Below are 18809 nucleotides of genomic sequence, written 5' to 3'. Positions count from 1 at the left end.
AAATAAAAAGCCACTTTAAAAAAAGTGGCTAAAAAATAATCTATCTAGTTATCGTATCCGGGGTTTGACACAACCGGCGTATTTGCTAAATCTGTTTCACCCCTAGGGATAGGGAATGCATTTAATCTCTGATCCGTACTTACACCTGCGGGTCTAGGCACAGCATCCCCCCAACGTCTTAAATCCCACTGTCTTAAACCTTCTCCGAGAAGTTCTTTTCTTCTTTCAGATTTAAGCATTGTCATATCAACAGATGTGGCTGCTGGCAATCCTCTGTTCGTTACTATTTGATTATAATAATTTAGAGCAGTGACTGCACTACCTCCATTGAGTTCGGCTTCGACTCCATTCAAGAGAATCTCTTCATACCTAAGCATTCTAATATTATCCGCACCGACTGTATTGGTATATTTACCTGTACCATTATTGTTTGAAAGATATCTCACACCTCCGGAAACAGTTATTAATCCTCTTCGTATATCACTTGTAGAATATGAATTATAAGCATCTGCAGAAACTACAATATTTGCGTATCCCAGTGGATTTAATCTTTGTCTGTATGATCCAGTTGATAAGGAAGCATTTGTTCCCACAGCTAACTCAAATATTGAATTTGGCGCTGCCCCATTCATTACAAATTGAAACGTTGTCTGTAATAATCCAGCAGTAGCAACCGTATACTTACCTACAAGGTCATTAGTTAATGTACGCACCTTAGCATAATCACCTTTGTACAAATAGTACCTTGACATCATACCTCTCAGTGCATTAACGGAGAGTTCAGTTTTGTTGCTAGCCGAAGTATAATTGAGTGCAGCAGATGATGTCATTATTTGTAATGCTTTAGTAAAATCTGCATCTATCTGTGCTTCTGTCTGTGCTATGGTTGCTCGTGGCATTAGAGCTTTTGGATCATATTTTAGTGGAAGAACAATACCTAAGGTACCACCAGGTGTATATTTTTGTCCATATAATCTAAATGCATCAAAAAAAGCGATAGCTCTAAGTCCATAAGCCTGACCCTGAGCAAAAGTTGCATACGCTTTGTCTTGAGAAGTTCCCTGTATGGCACCTAAATCACTATTTATAACAATATTTGCTTTCGCAATTGCAGTATAAATTTGGTTATAAGTAGTTACAGCATATGGATCATTAGACAACATAGTATAGTTATATACATTTTGGTAATAGCCTCCTGCCAACGTACTGTACATTTCATCTGATCTTACTTCAGCATAGGCTAAAAAATCAGCTCCGTAGTATGCAGTTGTACGCATTGAGGTGTAGATACCTCTTACAAAAGCCTGCATTTCCTGCGAAGTTTTCAAAGGAGCCTGTTCTACATCCTGATAAAACTCTCTTTCTACAAAATCATCTGAGCATGCGACGGTACTTATTGCACCAGCCAGTGATAATAATCCTATTTTTATAATTTTATTCATTGTTTTTCTATTTTTAAAAGCTAATATTTACACCAAATAAGTATGTCTTTAATACTGGTAAACTTAAATTTGTAAATCCGGATACATTTGTTTCTGGATCAAATTTTAATCTGTCATCAAACATATGAGTCCATGCATTGTTAGCCATGACGTAAACTTTAACACTATTTAAACCTGACCCTTTTACAAAATCTCCGGCAAAAGTATATCCAAAGCTAGCATTGCTCAATCTGATAAAGTCTGCATCGTACAAGAATCTTGTTGAAGCTCTATTGGATAATTTGTTACCCAAATATACTGGTTTGGGATTTGACGCATTAGGATTTTCCGGTGTCCAGTAATCTCCCATTACATCACCATATCCAGGATAGTTTAGAGTATATTGACCATCACTGAATGTATATTGAGACCAATCATCAAATATCTTACCACCAAATCCATACGTGAACTGTAGATCTAAATTGAATCCTTTATAGGCAAGATTTGTGTTAAATCCTCCAAAAAGATCACTTATAAATGAACCCTGCACAGCTTGCTGAGCCTTGTTGTAATCATTTGTAGTTTCGCCATCAACGCCATTTACATACCACAGCGGATCACCATTTGCAGAATCAACACCTGCCCATTTTCTTAGGTAAAATGTTCGAACTCCTTCTCCCACTCTAATTGTTGTGGTAGTTGTATTTACTGCACCACCATATAATTCTGTAATTTCATTTTTAAGTGTTGATAAGTTTCCTCCAACAGACCAGCTGAATTGATCTCTACCTCCTCTGAAGATATCTGCATTTACAGAAAATTCAAAACCTTTATTTACCAGGCTACCAATATTATCTACGTATGAGGTCAAACCTTGTGCACCTGATAAAGGAAGATTATATATTAGATCTTTTGTCTTTTTATTATAGTATTCGGCACTGACTTTTAATCTGTCATTAAAGAATCCCATATCCAACCCTACGTTAAATGGGTTGACAGTTTCCCATGACAAGTTAGGATTTAAAACACCAGAATAGGTCGCTGCCGCAAAGTCGTTATAATTGGTTGTATAGGCATATAAAGCAAATGGATTGGCCGTCACCTGATTTCCTAGCTTACCATATGATGCTCTGAATTTGAACATAGAAATAGCGTCTATATCTTTAACAAAATTAATTCTTGCTAAGTCAACTCCCGCTCCAACAGACCAAAAATCACCTGCTTTTTTTCCAGGCAAAAATTGAGACAGTACATCTCTTCTATATGAACCATCGAGTAGAAATAATTTGTCATAATCATAATGACCTGTAACAGCGTATCCATATCTTGAACTGATAACTTTCGATCCTTCGAATCCGTATGGCACAACAAAATTAGAAAGAGTCTCAAGCTCTGGGGAACCCACTGTAATCCCTGTCGCTCTCAGAAACTTACGATCAGATTTATAAGCTTCCTGTATTAATGATGCTCCTAGATTATGCATTCCAAATTTCACAGAGTAATCTAAAATATTTTGGATATTGAAATTGAAATATCTATTGGTAGATGTTCTCTGATAACCTCCATAGGTATTTCCATCACCATGTAGCGGATTCCAATACGTATCTTCTTCTGCATTTACATACTCTGGAGAAAAAACAAATCGGTATGTCAGATTTTTCAGAATTTTATATTCTGCACTTAGATTCGCAAAAGCTCTGAGTGTTCCGGCTTGTACGTAATTATTCTCAAGCAGATAACCAGGATTAAACTGATTATTACTCAACCTAAGTGTTGAAGGGTTCCAATACCATGTACCGTCAGGATTATATGCAGGATCACTCGGTCTGTTAAAATACTGAGCTAAGATAGGGTTGGAAAACGCACCACCATCTGTCAGTGTCCGGGTCTTACCATGCGAGATCTGGAAATCAGTACTGATTTTCAGCTTGTCAGTTGCCTGATAAGTCAATTTAGTTGTATAAGATAATCTTTTGAAGAACGAGTTTCTAATGATGCTATTTTGATCAAATATATTTGCCGAAGCATAATATGTAAATTTATCATTACCACCGGACATACTGAAATCAGCATTTTGCTGGTACCCATCTTTTCTCACAATGTCTTGCCAATTTGTACTGTAAGGCGAGTTAAATATACTTGAAAATGTTGCATTTAGAGCTCCTCCTGCAATTTGTTCATTTGTATAATTGGTTCCAAGGTAGTTATTTACCTGTGTCCGTAAGTAAGTCTTATATTCATCTGTGGAAAAAGCTCTATAGCTGTCAACAGCTTGTTGATTGAAACCCGAATTGAAAGACAGATTAAACTTTGCTTTACCTTTTTTACCAGATTTTGTGGTAATTACAATTACACCAGCACCAGCATCAGCTCCATATACTGCTGTGGATACAGCATCTTTGAGAACTGTTATACTTTCAACATCGTCCGGGTTTAAGTTAGCCAGAATGTTTGCTGTAGTATTTGCTGTAGTAAGATCACCATTAGCGATTCTAACTCCATCTAAAATATAAATTGGTGAATTGACACCATTAATCGAAGAAATCCCTCTTACCCTTACGTTTGCAAAGCCTCCAGGCTGACCAGACGCACTACCAGTTTGCACACCAGTCACCCTTCCCTGCAACATTTTATCAACAGAAGCTACAGGCACATCTTCAATTGACTTGGCCGTCATTGTACTCGTTGAACCCGTGATTTCCTGAATAGTCTTCTTCTGCCCAAAACCAACCATAACAACCTCTTCGATTTGCTGCACGGTATCTCTTTTGATATTCTGAGCAATTAGCGCCTGCCCAGTAAAAAACAATACACCAGCACTTAGCACTTTTAATTTCACATTCATATTAACAAATTTTAATATTTAACTTTGCAAATATGTTAAAAATTATTAACAATAAAAACTCATCAATGTATAGACTTCTTTTAGTGCACTTATTTCAAACAAGCATTTAATTAAATTAGTATGTAACATTTAACGATAAAGTAATGTTATTGATTAATATTCAAAAACGGACAATTGTTAAAAAATATTAACAGTTTATAAGCAATATTTAAAATATTATTTAGAATTGTTATAAATTAAATTTATTGTAAAAAAAGACCACAATCATTTAACTGCGGTCTTTAATTTATTTATGCGATGAATAGCTTATTTTAGCTTCTTCTTCACTGCTACTTCTTCGTAAACTTCAAGAATGTCATTTTGCTCGATGTCGTTGTAACCTTTAAGGTTTAATCCACATTCGTAGCCTTTTGTAACTTCTTTTACGTCGTCCTTGAAACGTTTTAAACTTTCAAGTTCACCATCGAATTTCACGATACCGTCTCTCAGCAATCTTACTTTAGACTGTCTCGTTACTTTTCCTGTAAGAACCATACAACCTGCAATTGTTCCTACTTTGGAGATTTTGAATACTTCTCTGATTTCTACATTACCGATCACCTGCTCCTGGATTTCCGGAGAAAGCATTCCCTCCATCGCTTCTTTCACTTCGTCGATAGCTTTGTAGATAATAGAATATGTTCTGATTTCGATTTCTTCACGGTCTGCCAATTCTTTTGCATTAGCACCGGCTCTTACGTTGAATCCGATGATAATTGCATCAGATGCTGCCGCTAAGTTGATATCAGACTCAGTGATCTGTCCAACACCTGAGTGAAGGATTTTTACGCTGATTTCTTCTGTTGATAATCTCTGTAACTGATCAGAAAGTGCTTCCACTGAACCATCCACGTCACCTTTAAGGATAATATTCAATTCCTTGAATTCACCTAAAGCAATACGTCTACCCAATTCTTCAAGTGTCGTATGTTTCTTGGTTCTGATGGACAGTTCTCTTTGAAGTTGTTCTCTCTTATTTGCGATAGCTTTACCTTCACTTTCGTCGGCATAAACACGGAATTTATCACCTGCTGTAGGAGCTCCGTCAAGACCTAAGATTGTTGCCGGGATAGACGGACCTGCTTCTGCAAGATTTTTCCCTCTTTCATCAAGCAAGGCTTTCACTTTACCATGATTTTTACCTGCTACAACATAATCTCCAACTTTTAAAGTTCCGGTCTGTACCAACATTGTTGCTACATAACCTCTACCTTTATCCAAAGATGCTTCAATAACAACTCCGTTTGCTGTACGGTCAGGGTTGGCTTTCAGTTCAAGCATTTCTGCCTGTAACAATACTTTCTCTAAAAGAAGATCCATATTATTACCCATTTTAGCTGAAATCTCCTGTGCCTGAACGTTTCCACCCCATTCTTCCACCAAAATATTCATTCCGGAAAGTTGCTGACGGATGTTATCAGGGTTTGCATTTGGCTTATCAACCTTGTTGATTGCAATGATCATCGGTACACCTGCAGCCTGTGCGTGAGAAATTGCCTCTTTTGTTTGTGGCATCACGTCATCATCAGCAGCGATTACGATAATTGCAATATCGGTAACCTGTGCACCTCTCGCTCTCATCGCGGTAAACGCTTCGTGACCCGGTGTATCTAAGAATGTAATTCTCTGACCATTTTCCAGTTTCACGTTGTATGCTCCGATATGCTGGGTGATACCTCCGGATTCACCAGCGATAACATTGGTTTTTCTCACGTAATCCAGTAATGAAGTTTTACCGTGGTCAACGTGACCCATTACTGTTACAATTGGAGCTCTAGAAACTAATGTATCTTCAGTATCAACTTCATCGTCAGCTTCTGTATCTTCAAGATCAGCGTCTGAGAATTCAATTTTATAACCAAATTCGTCGGCTACCAATAATAAGGTATCAGCTTCCAATCTCTGATTCATGGTCACCATTACACCAAGAGAGAAACATGCAGAAATTACTTCAGTTGCACTTACATCCATCAAACTTGCCAGTTCCCCGACAGTGATAAATTCCGTAACTTTTAATGAAGTATCTCTTGCATCCGCTTCCTGCTGAAGATTATCCTGTTCTCTACGGTAAGATCTTTTATCTTTTCTGTGTTTAGCAGATTTAGATTTACCTCCTTTATTTGTTAATTTTTCAAGGGTTTCCTTGATTTGGTTTTTAACCTGTTCATCTGTCAACTCAACAGGCATGGTTCTTTGTCCTGGTCTGTTGTTGTTTCCGAAACGGTTTCCGCCACCCTGACTCGGACCGCCTGGACGGTTTCCACCTTGTCCTGGAGGACGGTTACCCTGTGGACCGCCTGGACGGCTTTGACCACCCTGCCCCGAACCGCCTGGACGGTTACCCTGATAGCCACCCTGACCTGGAGGACGGTTTCCTCCCGGACCATTTTGACCTTGCGGACGGTTTTGACCACCCTGGTTGTTTCCACCTTGCTGGTTGTTTCCAGTATTTTGGTTAGGGCCACCTGGTTTTTCTATTCTCTTACGTTTCTTCTTTGCTCCCGGACCGGTTTTAGGTGCAAATTGAGTTAAGTCAATTTTTTCACCAACGATTTTCGGTCCGTCAAGCTTTTGATAAACGGTTTCGATTTTTTGAGATTCAGGTTCAGCAGGAGTTTCTGATTTTGTTTCCGCGGATGCAGTTTCAACTGGTTTTGGTTCAGCTGGTTTAGCTTCCTCCGTTTTCACCTCTTCTTTTGCTGCAACAGGTTTTGGAGTTTCCTTTACAGGCTCAGCCGGTTTTTCAACTGGTTTCTTATCTTCCTGCTTAGGCTGTTCTTTTTTAACGGGTCTGCTCTTAGACTCGATTTGTGAAAGATCAATTTTATCAAGAACCTTAAATTCCTGTTTTTCCGGAACAGGTTTCTGCTCAGGAGTTTCTTTTGGCTGTACAGGTTCTTCTACCTTTTCTTCCACTTTCTGTGGTTCCGGATTAACAGCTTCCGGCTCTGGCTTTTTACCTTCCAGATCTATTTTACCTAAAATTTTAGTTTCAGGTCGGTTTGATTTAGCTCTTATTACTTCAGGGGTTTTCTTTTCCTCAATTTCCAGTTTTTCTTCCGGAACTTTGGTAATCACCACCTCATGGGACGCTTTTCTTTGTTCGCCGTCTTTGGCAAACTCAGCTTCCAATGCAGAATATGCCGCTTCTTCTAATTGAGCGTTAGGATTGGCTTCAACCTCAATACCCTTCGACTGTAAAAACTCTACTAATCTGGATGTTGAAATATTGAATTCCTTTACCGCTTTATTTAATCTAATTTTTGGCATCTAATATTTTTACTGTTTTCTAATTTTTAAAATTAAAGTACTTTCTACTTTTTATCAGGATATCAACTCATGATCATTCCTCAAATTCTTCTTTCAGAATTCTCTTCACATCCTCAATTGTCTCCTCTTCAAGATCTACCATGTTCAGTAAAGTCGATGTATCTTTATCCAATACCGATTTTGCTGTGGTAAGACCCACCTTCCTGAATTCTTCCAATACCCATGCTTCGATATCGTCATCAAATTCTTTCAATTCTACGTCATCATCTTCACTGGCTTCTCTGTACACATCAATTTCGAAGCCACTCAGCCAAGAAGCTAATCTGATGTTTTGTCCCTGCTTACCAATCACCTTGGAAATTTCTTCCACTGGTGTATAAACCAATGCATAATTGGTTTCTTCGTTGATGTCAATTTTATTGATAATCACATTCCCAAGCGCTCTTTTTACCAAAAGCTCAGGATTTTTTGCCCATTGGATAACGTCGATGTTTTCGTTTCTCAGTTCCCTTACAACTCCATGAATTCTGGAACCTTTCACACCAACACACGCTCCTACTGGATCTATTCTGTCGTCGTAGGCATCTACGGCGATTTTTGCTTTCTCACCAGGAATTCTCACTACTTTTTTCAGCATGATCGTTCCATCCTGGATTTCTGGAATTTCAAGCTCGAGTAATTTCTCCAAAAACTTCGGTGCTGTTCTTGAAATGATGATCTGAGGCTTAGAACCTTTAAAATCAACACTTTCAACAATAGCTCTGATGCTTTCTCCTTTTTTGAAGAAATCTGAAGGAATCTGATTTTCCTTTGGAAGGATAAATTCATTTTCCTCATCGTCCAGAAGAATAACGTGCTTGTGACGGATGTGGTGAATTTCTCCAATCACAATCTCGCCGATACGGTCTCTGAACTGCTCATACAACATTGCGTTGTTGTGCTCCTGCAGTTTTGTTGCCAAAATCTGCTTCAATGTAAGAATATTTCTTCTTCCCAGCTGAGCCACAGGAATTTCCATTGTAAAATCTTCACCTACTTCGAAAGTTGGGTCAATTTTCTTGGCTTCAGAAATTTCAATTTCAAGATCATCGTCTTCAGACATTTCGTCTTCCACGATTGTTTTATTTAAGAAAATCTGAAAATCTCCTTTATCAGGATTTACAATCACATCAAAATGGTCATCAGAATCATATCTTTTTCTCAAAAGAGTCTTCAGAGCATCCTCAATAATTGCCATCAGATCAATTTTACTGATCCCTTTTTCGTCTTTAAAATCACCAAATGATTCAATCAACGCTATATTATCCATATCTATTATATAATTGATAAATGATGAATGATCATTGATTTTAATAAATCAAAAACCGTTCACCTTTTAGTTAAAATTTAATTACTACCAAAGCTTTTTTGATTTCAGTGTAAAGAATTTCTTTTTCTTCCACTGCATCCACTTTGCCTTTACCTACTTCTTTCGGTTTTCTGTAACGAAGAATTAGTGTAATTTTTTCCTCATCCACTTTTGCAAGTTCCCCTTCAATTTTTTCAGAATTTTCAAACATCACTTCAATTTCCCTTCCGATGTTTTTCTGAAACTGTCTCGGCGTTACCAAAGGCTCGCTTAATCCCGCAGACATTACCTGAAGGCTGAAATCATGCTCTTCACGATCCATATTAAATTCAATCGCGCGGCTTGCATCCAGACAGTCCTGCACCGAAACTCCGTTGTCTCCATCCAGGATTACCGTGATATCGTCTCCTGTTGAGATTTTTAAATCTATTAAAAAAAGATCTTCTCTTGTTGCGAGAAATTCATTTAATAAGTCTTCAATTTTTTTTCTAAACTCCATACGTTATACTACTGGTTTACAGTACGAAAAAAGGCTTTCTTTTCGAAGCCTTTCCATTTTTCCCGTAAATCTTGTGCAAATATAAGATATTTTTTAAGAAAATACAAATAAGTCTAATTATCAGAATGATATATGTAATGAGATATCAGCCTCTTCCTCAAATTTAATTTAAAATTCATAATAAAAAAGTCATTTGCCAAAAATCATCACTTTAATTAAATATCATTTAACAGCTTTGTAACAGTGCCGTAATCTCAGGATGGTAGTTTTGGCCAATCAAAAATTAAATCCTAAAACCGCTTTTATGAAACATTATCTACTGCTGCTGTGCTGCTTTGTCACAAGCTTATGCTTTGGGCAGACCATAGTTCCGTATCTTCAAAACCCCACCCCAAGTTCAATGATTGTAAACTGGAAAACGTCTTCCAACAATGAGACGACGGTGTACTACGGAACCTCGCCCACCAACCTCAACGTTACTGTTACCGGAACCACCAATATCTTTACAGATACCGGATACAGCAACAATTATTATTATCACACCGCGAAAATTACCAATCTACAACCCAACACAAAATATTATTACAAAACCAAAACAGGAACTTCTGAATCTGCAGTGTACAATTTCCGTACGCTTCCTTTGCCGGGACAGGCTGTAACTGCCAACGGAAAAATCAGATTTCTGATTATGGGAGACAACCAATTGAAGAACGAGCCGAGATACGATTCTTTAAACCTTCATGCTTACAAGAAAATAAAAGAAAGATTTGGAGCAGGCAATGATCCTTCAGATAATATTGCTCTTACTTTTATGGTTGGGGACCAGGTGGATGTAGGAACGCTTGACCATTATGAGAATGTTCACTTTAAGAAAAACCAAAAGCTTTCGCCTTATCTTCCTATTCAAACAACAGTAGGAAACCATGAAACGTACGGAACGTTGGGAATGAGCTCTTACTATGCTCACTTTTTTATAGATGAACTAAGCTATAAAAATATCAGTTCAGGAAACGAAAACTATTACGCTCAACAGGCAGGAAATGTTCTTTTTGTAAGTTTAAGCTCAGAACACACCGGATCTGCACAACAAATATGGTTACAGCAAATTCTTGCAGCCGCAGCGACTGACAGCACAGTTCAATGGATTATTTCTTTAAGCCACAGACCTTATCAGGCAGAGCAATATGTTGGCGATATTTCTACTTGGGTAAGAAACACAGCAGTTCCGATGCTGACGGCTTCTGATAAATATGTGATGCACATTGGTGCTCACCACCATTTATACCACAGAGGTCAGCTTAAAAATTCGCCAAATTACCAGATTATTTCAGGAGGAACGGCTTGGGATCAATATTGGGGTATGTCTAATGAACAGGACTTTGACGACGTACAGAAAACTCTGACAGACTGGACTTATCAAATTATAGAAGTCGATGTAAACACCGGTAAAATGGATATTGAAAGCTACTCTATCGGAAGCATTTATCAACAGAAAAACAGTGTGACGGTAGACAGTTTCCACAGGTACAAAAATCAGGCTAAGCCGGCTAAACCGTCTGTCACAAACACTTTTACAGCTCCGGTTACTTTGCCTTTAACTTTAAACGGAAGTGCATTTGCCACAACCACAGCAGAACTTTTGAATACGACCCAGTTTCTTGTGAGCAAAACAGCTGATTTCTCTGTGATTGACAAAGAATTTTACCGCGACTACGAAAACTGGTTTGGGAAAGACGGCACCGGAAATCCTGATGTAACGAAAAACATCAACGCAGGACTGGATATCACCAAAGCAACCATTGCTGCCAACTCGATTACCAACGGTATTTACTATGTAAAAGTAAGATACAGAGACAGAAATCTTGAATGGAGCGACTGGAGTGACGTAAAATCTTTTGAGGTGACAGGAAGTGTGGTTTCTAATCCTCAATTGGTTTTAAACAAAACTGAATATTTACAAAACGAAGCGATTCTGGCAACCTATACAGACGGCCCCGGAAATCAGCAGGACTGGGTAGGAATTTACAAAAAAGGACAAAATCCATCCGCAGTAACATCTCAGGGATATAAATACACGAACGGACAAACATCCGGTACAGCCAATTTCAATACAGGTCTTGCTACCAAAGGACAGTATTTCGCAGGTTTCTTTGCCAATAATGGTTATACCGAAATTACAGGAAGAAAAAATTTCTACGTAGGCCCCAAAGTACTCCTTCAAACCACAGCAGATTCTTATCCTGTAGGCGGAACGGTGGTTGTGAACTATTCCAACGGGCCGAATTTGACGAATGACTGGATAGGAATCTACAAAATGGGACAGGTGCCCGGATCAGCCAACCCATCAGCTACCTGGAGCTATGTAACCACTGCTTCAGGAACCAAAAATTTCACAGGATTGCCAAAAGGATATTACTACGCAACTTATCTTTTAGAGGACGGCTACACGCAAATTGGAGAGAAAGTATTCTTTAAAGTAGGAGACATTGTTACCGATCTTTGGATCAACAAACCGGTTTATACTTTAGGAGAAAACATCACCGCTTCATGGACGGATTCTCCGGGAATCATCAAAGACTGGCTGGGAATTTACCCTCAGGCTGTGCAGACTCCGAATGACCAGTTTACTTCCTATACGTATTTTGACGGAATCACGCAGGGCAGTAAAACCATTACCGGAAATGTGAACGGAGTACCGACAACGACCGGAAATTATTATATGGTCATGTTCACAAATGATTCCTACACGGAAGTTTCAAACAGAGTTTCGTTTGAAGTAGTTGGAGCAACACTGGGAACAGCCGAAACCACCAGCAAAACAGAAAAAAATGTGATTTTGTATCCTAATCCTTCAAAGCCAGGGCAGCCAACCTTTATTAAGAGCGATTATCCTATCGAGAAAATTCAGCTTTTATCGGCAGCAGGACAACTTTTGTATGAAACGAAAAATGTAAATGATCAGAAATTTACTTTGGTGAATGAAAATTTACCAAAAGGTGTATATTTCGTGAAAGTTCATACCAGAAAATTATTTACTTTAAAACTGATTGTTGAATAGTTTTAGTCTTAAAAAAAGCAGATAAACTTCGAAGATTTTCCTTCAAATATTGGAAATCAGAATTAAACATCCATCCGCTTTGCAAGAAATTTTGCAGCGCGGATTTCTTTTGTTTTAAACAAGTTTTAAGTTTTCATCTCTTAAAATTTAAACAAAAAACAAATCTAAATATTTAGAAAAGAAACATTTAGAGATCAATTCGATAAACAAAACTTTGCGGAAAATCATAATTATATTTAAATTTACTAAAACTAAAATCAATTACCATGGCACTCAATGCATACCTTAGGCTTAAAGGCAAAAAACAGGGCGAAATAAAAGGCTCTGTAGTTGAAAAAGGAAAAGAAAACAAAATCAGAGTCATTGCCGTAAATCACGACATTACTTCCCCGAGAGATGCAGCAAGCGGACTTCCTACCGGAAAAGTAATGCACAAACCACTTATTATCACTAAAGAATTAGATAAATCCAGTCCATTTCTTTATAATGCACTCTGCACCAATGATTCGATGACCGAGTTTGAGCTTCAGTTCTGGACGCCACAAAAAGGAGTAACTTCAGGAGTCGGAGCCGAAAAACAACATTACACCATCAGGCTTACGAATGCAGGCATTTCGGATATTAAATTCAGAATGCCCAACAACAAAAATCCTGAGCTAGTGAATCTGACCGAATATGAAGAAATATCTTTCACCTATCAGAAAATTGACTGGATCTGGAATGAAGGAGGAATCAGTGCACAGGACGACTGGTAAACTTCATGTGATAATTAAGTATTCTCCAAACCAACACCACAACTTCAAATCTTTAGATATTTAAAGGTTTGATCTTCTGTTTATGCCCAAAAGGAGACAACTTATTATTAAATTAAAAGACCGTTCTACAATTTTTAGTATTTTTGTCGGAAATTTATTAAAAACATACAATTTTGAATATTACGATAGTAGGAACAGGATATGTAGGATTGGTCACAGGAACCACACTTGCAGAACTGGGAAACTCGGTGTACTGTGTAGATATCGATGAAAATAAAGTAGAAGGCATGAAGCAGGGCATCGTCCCGATCTATGAGCCGAATCTTGAAGAAATGTTCCTGAGAAACATTCAGTCTGAAAGACTGTTTTTCACTACCAATTTAAAGGAAGCTTTGGATAAAAGCGAAGTTATCTACCTTGCCCTTCCTACTCCACCCGGAGAAGACGGCTCTGCAGACCTTTCTTACGTTCTGAAAGTTGCCAATGATATTGGTGAAATGATGACGGAATATAAAGTTATCGTAAATAAAAGCACTGTTCCCGTAGGTACTGCAGACAGAGTAAGAGAAACCATCTCTGCAAAAACAGACATCAGCTTTGACGTAGTATCCAACCCTGAATTTTTGCGTGAAGGTTTTGCCGTAGAAGATTCAATGAATCCTGCCAGAGTGGTTGTTGGAGCGAGCTCTGATAAAGCGAAAGACATTATGGCGCAGATTTATCAGCCATTTACCAACACTGGAATACCGATTATTTTCATGGATGAGAAATCATCTGAGCTTACTAAATATGCCTCCAATTCATTTTTAGCGGTAAAAATTACTTTTATGAATGAAATCGCCAACTACTGCGAAAAAGTAGGTGCCGATGTAGATAAAGTAAGACTTGGCATGGGGAGCGACGACAGAATTGGCCACCGTTTCTTATTCCCGGGCATCGGATATGGCGGAAGCTGTTTCCCTAAAGACGTTAAGGCTCTGATTAAATCAGGGAAAGACGATGGATTTAATTTTCAGATTTTAGAGGCTACCGAGAATGTAAATACTTCACAGAAAGTAATTTTGGTATCTGAAATTGAAAAATACTTCGGGGGTAACCTTGAAGGAAAGAAAATTGCAATGTGGGGACTGGCATTTAAAGCCAATACAGACGACATCAGAGAAGCTTCTTCTTTAGACAATATAAAACTCCTTCTGGAAAAAGGTGCTGAAATCGTTGCTTACGATCTCATCGCCGAAGAAAATGTAAGAAAGCTTTTAGGCGAAAAAATATCGTACGCCAACACCATGTATGATGCATTGGATGGTGCAGACGCATTATTTATCGCTACAGAATGGCCTGAATTTAAAAATCCCAATTTTGAAATGATGGCAAGAAAAATGAATGGGAAAGCGATTTTCGACGGCAGAAACATGTTCCCGCTGGAAATTCCTGAGCAAAATGGTTTCTTCTATAAATCGATAGGGAGGAAAACTGTTTTGCAAGAGTCAGGGCAAAAGTAGGATCAGCCTTTTGCAAGAGCCAAGGCAAAAGTAAAAAGAGCCAAGGTGAATGCAGAGAATGGAGAGAGATGAATATTTTGGTGGAACCATAGAGTTGCTTGACTCCTTAGCTGTTGAGAATTGCATGAAACAATTAGAACCCTACAAGGTTCAAGATCAGTAGCCGTAGGTGAAACCTATGGGATTTAAAAAAACAAAAAATAATTCAGAACCCGACAGGGTTCAATATCAGTAGCCGTAGGTGAAACCTATGGAATTTGAAAGACAAAAAATAATTCAGAACCCGGCAGGGTTCAAGATCAGTAGCCGTAGGTAAAAACCTATGGGATTTGAAAGACAAGAAATAATTCAGAAACCCCGCAGGGTTTAATATCAGTAGCCGTAGGTGAAACCTATGGGATTACGAAAAAACAAAAAATAATTCAGAACCCGGCAGGGTTCAAGATCAGTAGCCGTAGGTAAAAACCTATGGGATTTGAAAGACAAGAAATAATTCAGAAACCCCGCAGGGTTTAATATCAGTAGCCGTAGGTGAAACCTATGGGATTACGAAAAAACAAAAAATAATTCAGAACCCGGCAGGGTTCAACATTATAATACACAGACGAAATCTGTAGAATAAAAAGAAAAGGCATAGACTTATGAAAAACATTATTATCACCGGAGGTGCCGGTTTCATTGGATCACACGTTGTTCGTGAATTTGTAAAAAATAATCCTGAATCTACAATCATCAATCTTGATGCATTGACGTATGCCGGAAATTTAGAAAACTTAAAAGACATCGAAAACGAACCCAATTATGTTTTCGAAAAAGCAGATATTACAAAACCTGAAGAATTAAGAAAGGTTTTTGAAAAATACAATCCTGATGCTGTTGTGCATTTGGCTGCAGAATCTCACGTAGACAGAAGCATTACCGACCCGAACGCATTCATCAACACGAATGTAAACGGAACTGCCAATCTTCTGAATCTGTGCATCGAATTCTGGACATTAAACCCGGATCACACGCACGGAAGATTTCCAAACGAGCCGAGAAAAAATTTATTCTACCACGTTTCCACAGACGAAGTGTACGGAAGTTTAGGTGAAACAGGATTTTTTTTAGAAACCACTCCTTACGATCCGCAATCTCCCTATTCAGCATCAAAAGCTGCGTCTGACCATTTGGTAAGAGCTTACGGAAATACGTACGGAATGCCGTTTATCCTTTCCAACTGTTCAAACAATTACGGTCCTAATCACTTTCCGGAAAAACTAATTCCGCTTTGTATTTCGAATATCATTAATGAAAAACCTTTACCGATCTACGGTGACGGAAAATATACAAGAGACTGGTTATTTGTAATCGACCATGCCAAAGCCATCCATCAGATTTTCAATGAATCTAAAACCGGAGAAACATACAACATCGGAGGTTTCAACGAGTGGCAGAATATTGATTTGGTAAAAGAACTCATCAAACAAATGGATGAAAAGCTTGGAAATCCTGCAGGACATTCAGAAAAACTAATCACTTATGTAAAAGACAGACCTGGTCACGATAAACGTTATGCCATCGATGCTACTAAACTTAATAAAGATTTAGGCTGGAAACCATCTGTAACATTCGAGCAGGGATTAGGAAAAACAATCGATTGGTTTTTGGATAATAAAGAATGGCTGGAGAATGTAACTTCCGGAGACTATCAGAAATATTATGCTTCGCAGTATACGAATGACTCGAATTAAGACGAATTTCACTAATTGATGGAAAAGAAAATTATATACAAGGACGAAAGTTATAAGATTATCGGAATTTGTATGAATATTCATTCCATTATGGGATTTGGTTTTTTAGAGGCGGTTTATGCGGAGTTGTTGGAAAAGGAATTTATTAAAAACAATATACCATATCAGCGGGAAGTAAAGCTTGATTTATTTTTTAACGGTGAGAAATTAGATAAAAAGTACAAAGCTGATTTTGTCTGTTATGATGACATCATTTTGGAAATTAAATCTGTCTCTTTTTTGCACGACAGTTTCACCAGACAGACATTAAACTATCTGAAAGCGACTCATAAAAAATTAGGTTTACTCATCAATTTTGGCGAGAAATCTTTAAAACACAAAAGAATAATTAATTTATAACCAAAACAGAATATTTAGTAGAATTCGTACAATTCGAAAAAATTCGTGTAATTCGCATCTAAAAATGAAGGGAATAATACTCGCCGGAGGATCCGGTACAAGACTTTATCCACTGACAATCGCTGTAAGCAAGCAGCTGATGCCGGTGTACGACAAACCGATGATTTACTATCCGCTGTCAACATTGCTTTTGGCAGGGATAAAAGATATTTTAATCATTACCACTCCACACGATCAGGCGGGATTCATCAAACTTTTGGGTGACGGATCGCAGATTGGGTGTAATATAGAATATAAAGTTCAGCCCAGTCCGGACGGATTGGCGCAGGCATTTATTTTGGGCGAACAGTTTATCGGCAACGATGCTGCCGCTTTGGTTCTTGGAGATAACATTTTCTACGGTTCTGAAATGGGAACTTTATTAAAAAATAAAACCAATCCCGATGGAGGTGTTGTTTTCGCATACCACGTTGCCGATCCTGAAAGATACGGTGTGGTAGAATTTGATAAAAACCTGAAAGCAGTTTCAATCGAAGAGAAGCCGGCTCAGCCTAAATCAAACTACGCAGTTCCCGGATTATATTTCTACGATAACGAAGTAGTGGAAATTGCCAAAAACATTCAGCCTTCCCCACGTGGCGAGCTTGAAATCACTGACATTAACAACGTTTACCTTCAAAAAGGAAAACTTGAAGTAGGCGTACTCGACAGAGGAACGGCATGGCTCGACACCGGAACTTTTGATTCTTTGAATGACGCTTCAGAATTTGTAAGAGTTATTGAGAAAAGACAGGATTTTAAAATCGGCTGTATTGAAGAAATCGCTTTCAGAAACGGTTTCATCAACGAAGAAAAGCTTCTGGAAACAGCAGCGAAATACGGTAAAAGCGGCTACGGGGAATATCTCAAGAAATTGATTAAGTAGCAGGAAACAGGGTGGTATAGTTGTTTAGTGATTTAGTGGTTAACTTTTTTAGTACTGACCCCAAACCCTCAAAACACAATTCCACCCGGCTCTTTCTACTTTTGACTTGGCTCTTTTTCACTCCGGCTCTTATACTTTTAAAAACACTAAATTTGCAACAAAAATTCCCTCTTTGAAAACCACAGTATACACATCTGATAAGAAGACCCATTTTTTCCAGGAACTGAAATCGATCTTTCAGGATACCAGGTCATCGAATTTTTTGGCTTATCAAATGGCTAAAAGAGATTTGCAGTCGCAGTACCGACAATCATTTTTAGGATTTTTCTGGGCATTTATGCCAATCATCACCAATTCTTTAGTCTGGATTTTTCTAAGCAGTTCAGGAACTGTAAATGTTAACGCAGATCAAAGCATTCCTTATATTGCGTTTGTAGTGATAGGAACAACGCTGTGGAGTATTTTCAGTGAGACACTGTTTATTCCTCTAACGTCAGTGAATGGAGCCAGAGGTTTGCTGTCTAAAATCAATTTTCCGAAAGAAGCACTTTTAATGTCCGGGCTTTATAAAATGATATTCAATCTCATTTTAAAGTTGATATTAATTGCCGGAGTCCTTGTAGTGTACGGAATCAATCCAGGGGTTGGCATTCTTTATTTCCCATTAATTTTAGCGGTAATTATTGCATTTTCCCTCAGTTTAGGATTGCTGTTTACTCCAATTGGGCTTATTTATACAGACATCAGTAAAATAGTTACTACCGGAGTTTCTTTTATAATGTATATTACTCCTGTTGTGTATGCAGTGCCTGCCAAGGGACTGTTCAAAAAGCTGTTTCACTTCAATCCGCTCACTTTTCTTTTTAATGATGCAAGAAGCAGTTTAACCAATATGCAGCTGGAAAACATTACATTTTCTCTGGTGCTGGCCGGAATCAGTTTCATAGTAATATTGGTGGGAATGGTAATTTTTAGAAAATCAATGCCAATTATAATCGAAAAAATCGGAGGATAA

Annotated in this window: 12 protein-coding genes; 7 read left to right on the top strand and 5 right to left on the bottom strand. The window is 38.1% G+C overall.

The genetic code is table 11. The features are described 5' to 3' along the window. Positions 1–44: 44 nt before the first annotated feature. The 5 genes from NG809_RS11265 to rimP form a co-directional block, all read right to left on the bottom strand. The gene (locus tag NG809_RS11265; protein WP_262150692.1) at positions 45–1442 is read right to left on the bottom strand and encodes a RagB/SusD family nutrient uptake outer membrane protein; all 1398 of its coding nucleotides are present in this window, start codon (positions 1440–1442) and stop codon (positions 45–47) included. Positions 1443–1455: 13 nt separating this feature from the next. Continuing rightward, positions 1456–4266 carry a SusC/RagA family TonB-linked outer membrane protein gene (locus tag NG809_RS11260; protein WP_262150691.1) on the bottom strand — a complete coding sequence of 937 codons (2811 nt, stop codon included), beginning with the start codon at positions 4264–4266 and terminating at the stop codon, positions 1456–1458. 306 nt (positions 4267–4572) lie between these two features. Then, a complete protein-coding gene (gene infB / locus NG809_RS11255) occupies positions 4573–7575 on the bottom strand; it encodes a translation initiation factor IF-2 (protein ID WP_262150690.1) in 3003 nt (1000 codons plus the stop codon). A gap of 73 nt (positions 7576–7648) precedes the next feature. Next, positions 7649–8884 (bottom strand): transcription termination factor NusA, encoded by a 1236-nt coding sequence (gene nusA, locus NG809_RS11250; protein ID WP_262150688.1) that lies wholly within the window; start codon positions 8882–8884, stop codon positions 7649–7651. A gap of 70 nt (positions 8885–8954) precedes the next feature. Then, on the bottom strand, positions 8955–9422 hold the full coding sequence (gene rimP / locus NG809_RS11245) for a ribosome assembly cofactor RimP (RefSeq protein ID WP_262150686.1): 468 nt from the start codon (positions 9420–9422) through the stop codon (positions 8955–8957). 304 nt (positions 9423–9726) lie between these two features. On the opposite strand from rimP, the gene NG809_RS11240 reads away from it, so the two are divergent. The 7 genes from NG809_RS11240 (at position 9727) to NG809_RS11210 (ending at position 18809) form a co-directional block, all read left to right on the top strand. Next, on the top strand, positions 9727–12480 hold the full coding sequence (locus NG809_RS11240; protein WP_262150684.1) for a fibronectin type III domain-containing protein: 2754 nt from the start codon (positions 9727–9729) through the stop codon (positions 12478–12480). Positions 12481–12746: 266 nt separating this feature from the next. Continuing rightward, the gene (locus NG809_RS11235; protein WP_262150682.1) at positions 12747–13235 is read left to right on the top strand and encodes an Hcp family type VI secretion system effector; all 489 of its coding nucleotides are present in this window, start codon (positions 12747–12749) and stop codon (positions 13233–13235) included. A 173-nt stretch (positions 13236–13408) separates the two neighbouring features. Next, the gene (locus NG809_RS11230; RefSeq protein WP_262150680.1) at positions 13409–14737 is read left to right on the top strand and encodes a UDP-glucose dehydrogenase family protein; all 1329 of its coding nucleotides are present in this window, start codon (positions 13409–13411) and stop codon (positions 14735–14737) included. A 641-nt stretch (positions 14738–15378) separates the two neighbouring features. Further along, complete coding sequence (gene rfbB, locus NG809_RS11225) at positions 15379–16470, top strand: dTDP-glucose 4,6-dehydratase (protein ID WP_262150678.1); 1092 nt, start codon at positions 15379–15381, stop codon at positions 16468–16470. An 18-nt stretch (positions 16471–16488) separates the two neighbouring features. Then, a complete protein-coding gene (locus tag NG809_RS11220) occupies positions 16489–16869 on the top strand; it encodes a GxxExxY protein (protein WP_262150675.1) in 381 nt (126 codons plus the stop codon). A gap of 64 nt (positions 16870–16933) precedes the next feature. Then, a complete protein-coding gene (rfbA, locus tag NG809_RS11215) occupies positions 16934–17794 on the top strand; it encodes a glucose-1-phosphate thymidylyltransferase RfbA (RefSeq protein ID WP_262150674.1) in 861 nt (286 codons plus the stop codon). A gap of 172 nt (positions 17795–17966) precedes the next feature. Beyond that, on the top strand, positions 17967–18809 hold the full coding sequence (locus NG809_RS11210; protein ID WP_262150673.1) for an ABC transporter permease: 843 nt from the start codon (positions 17967–17969) through the stop codon (positions 18807–18809).

The sequence above is a fragment of the Chryseobacterium foetidum genome, from assembly GCF_025457425.1.
GTDB lineage: Bacteria > Bacteroidota > Bacteroidia > Flavobacteriales > Weeksellaceae > Chryseobacterium > Chryseobacterium foetidum.
Note: the sequence above shows the minus strand (reverse complement) of the source record. Positions and strands in the feature narration are given on the sequence as shown.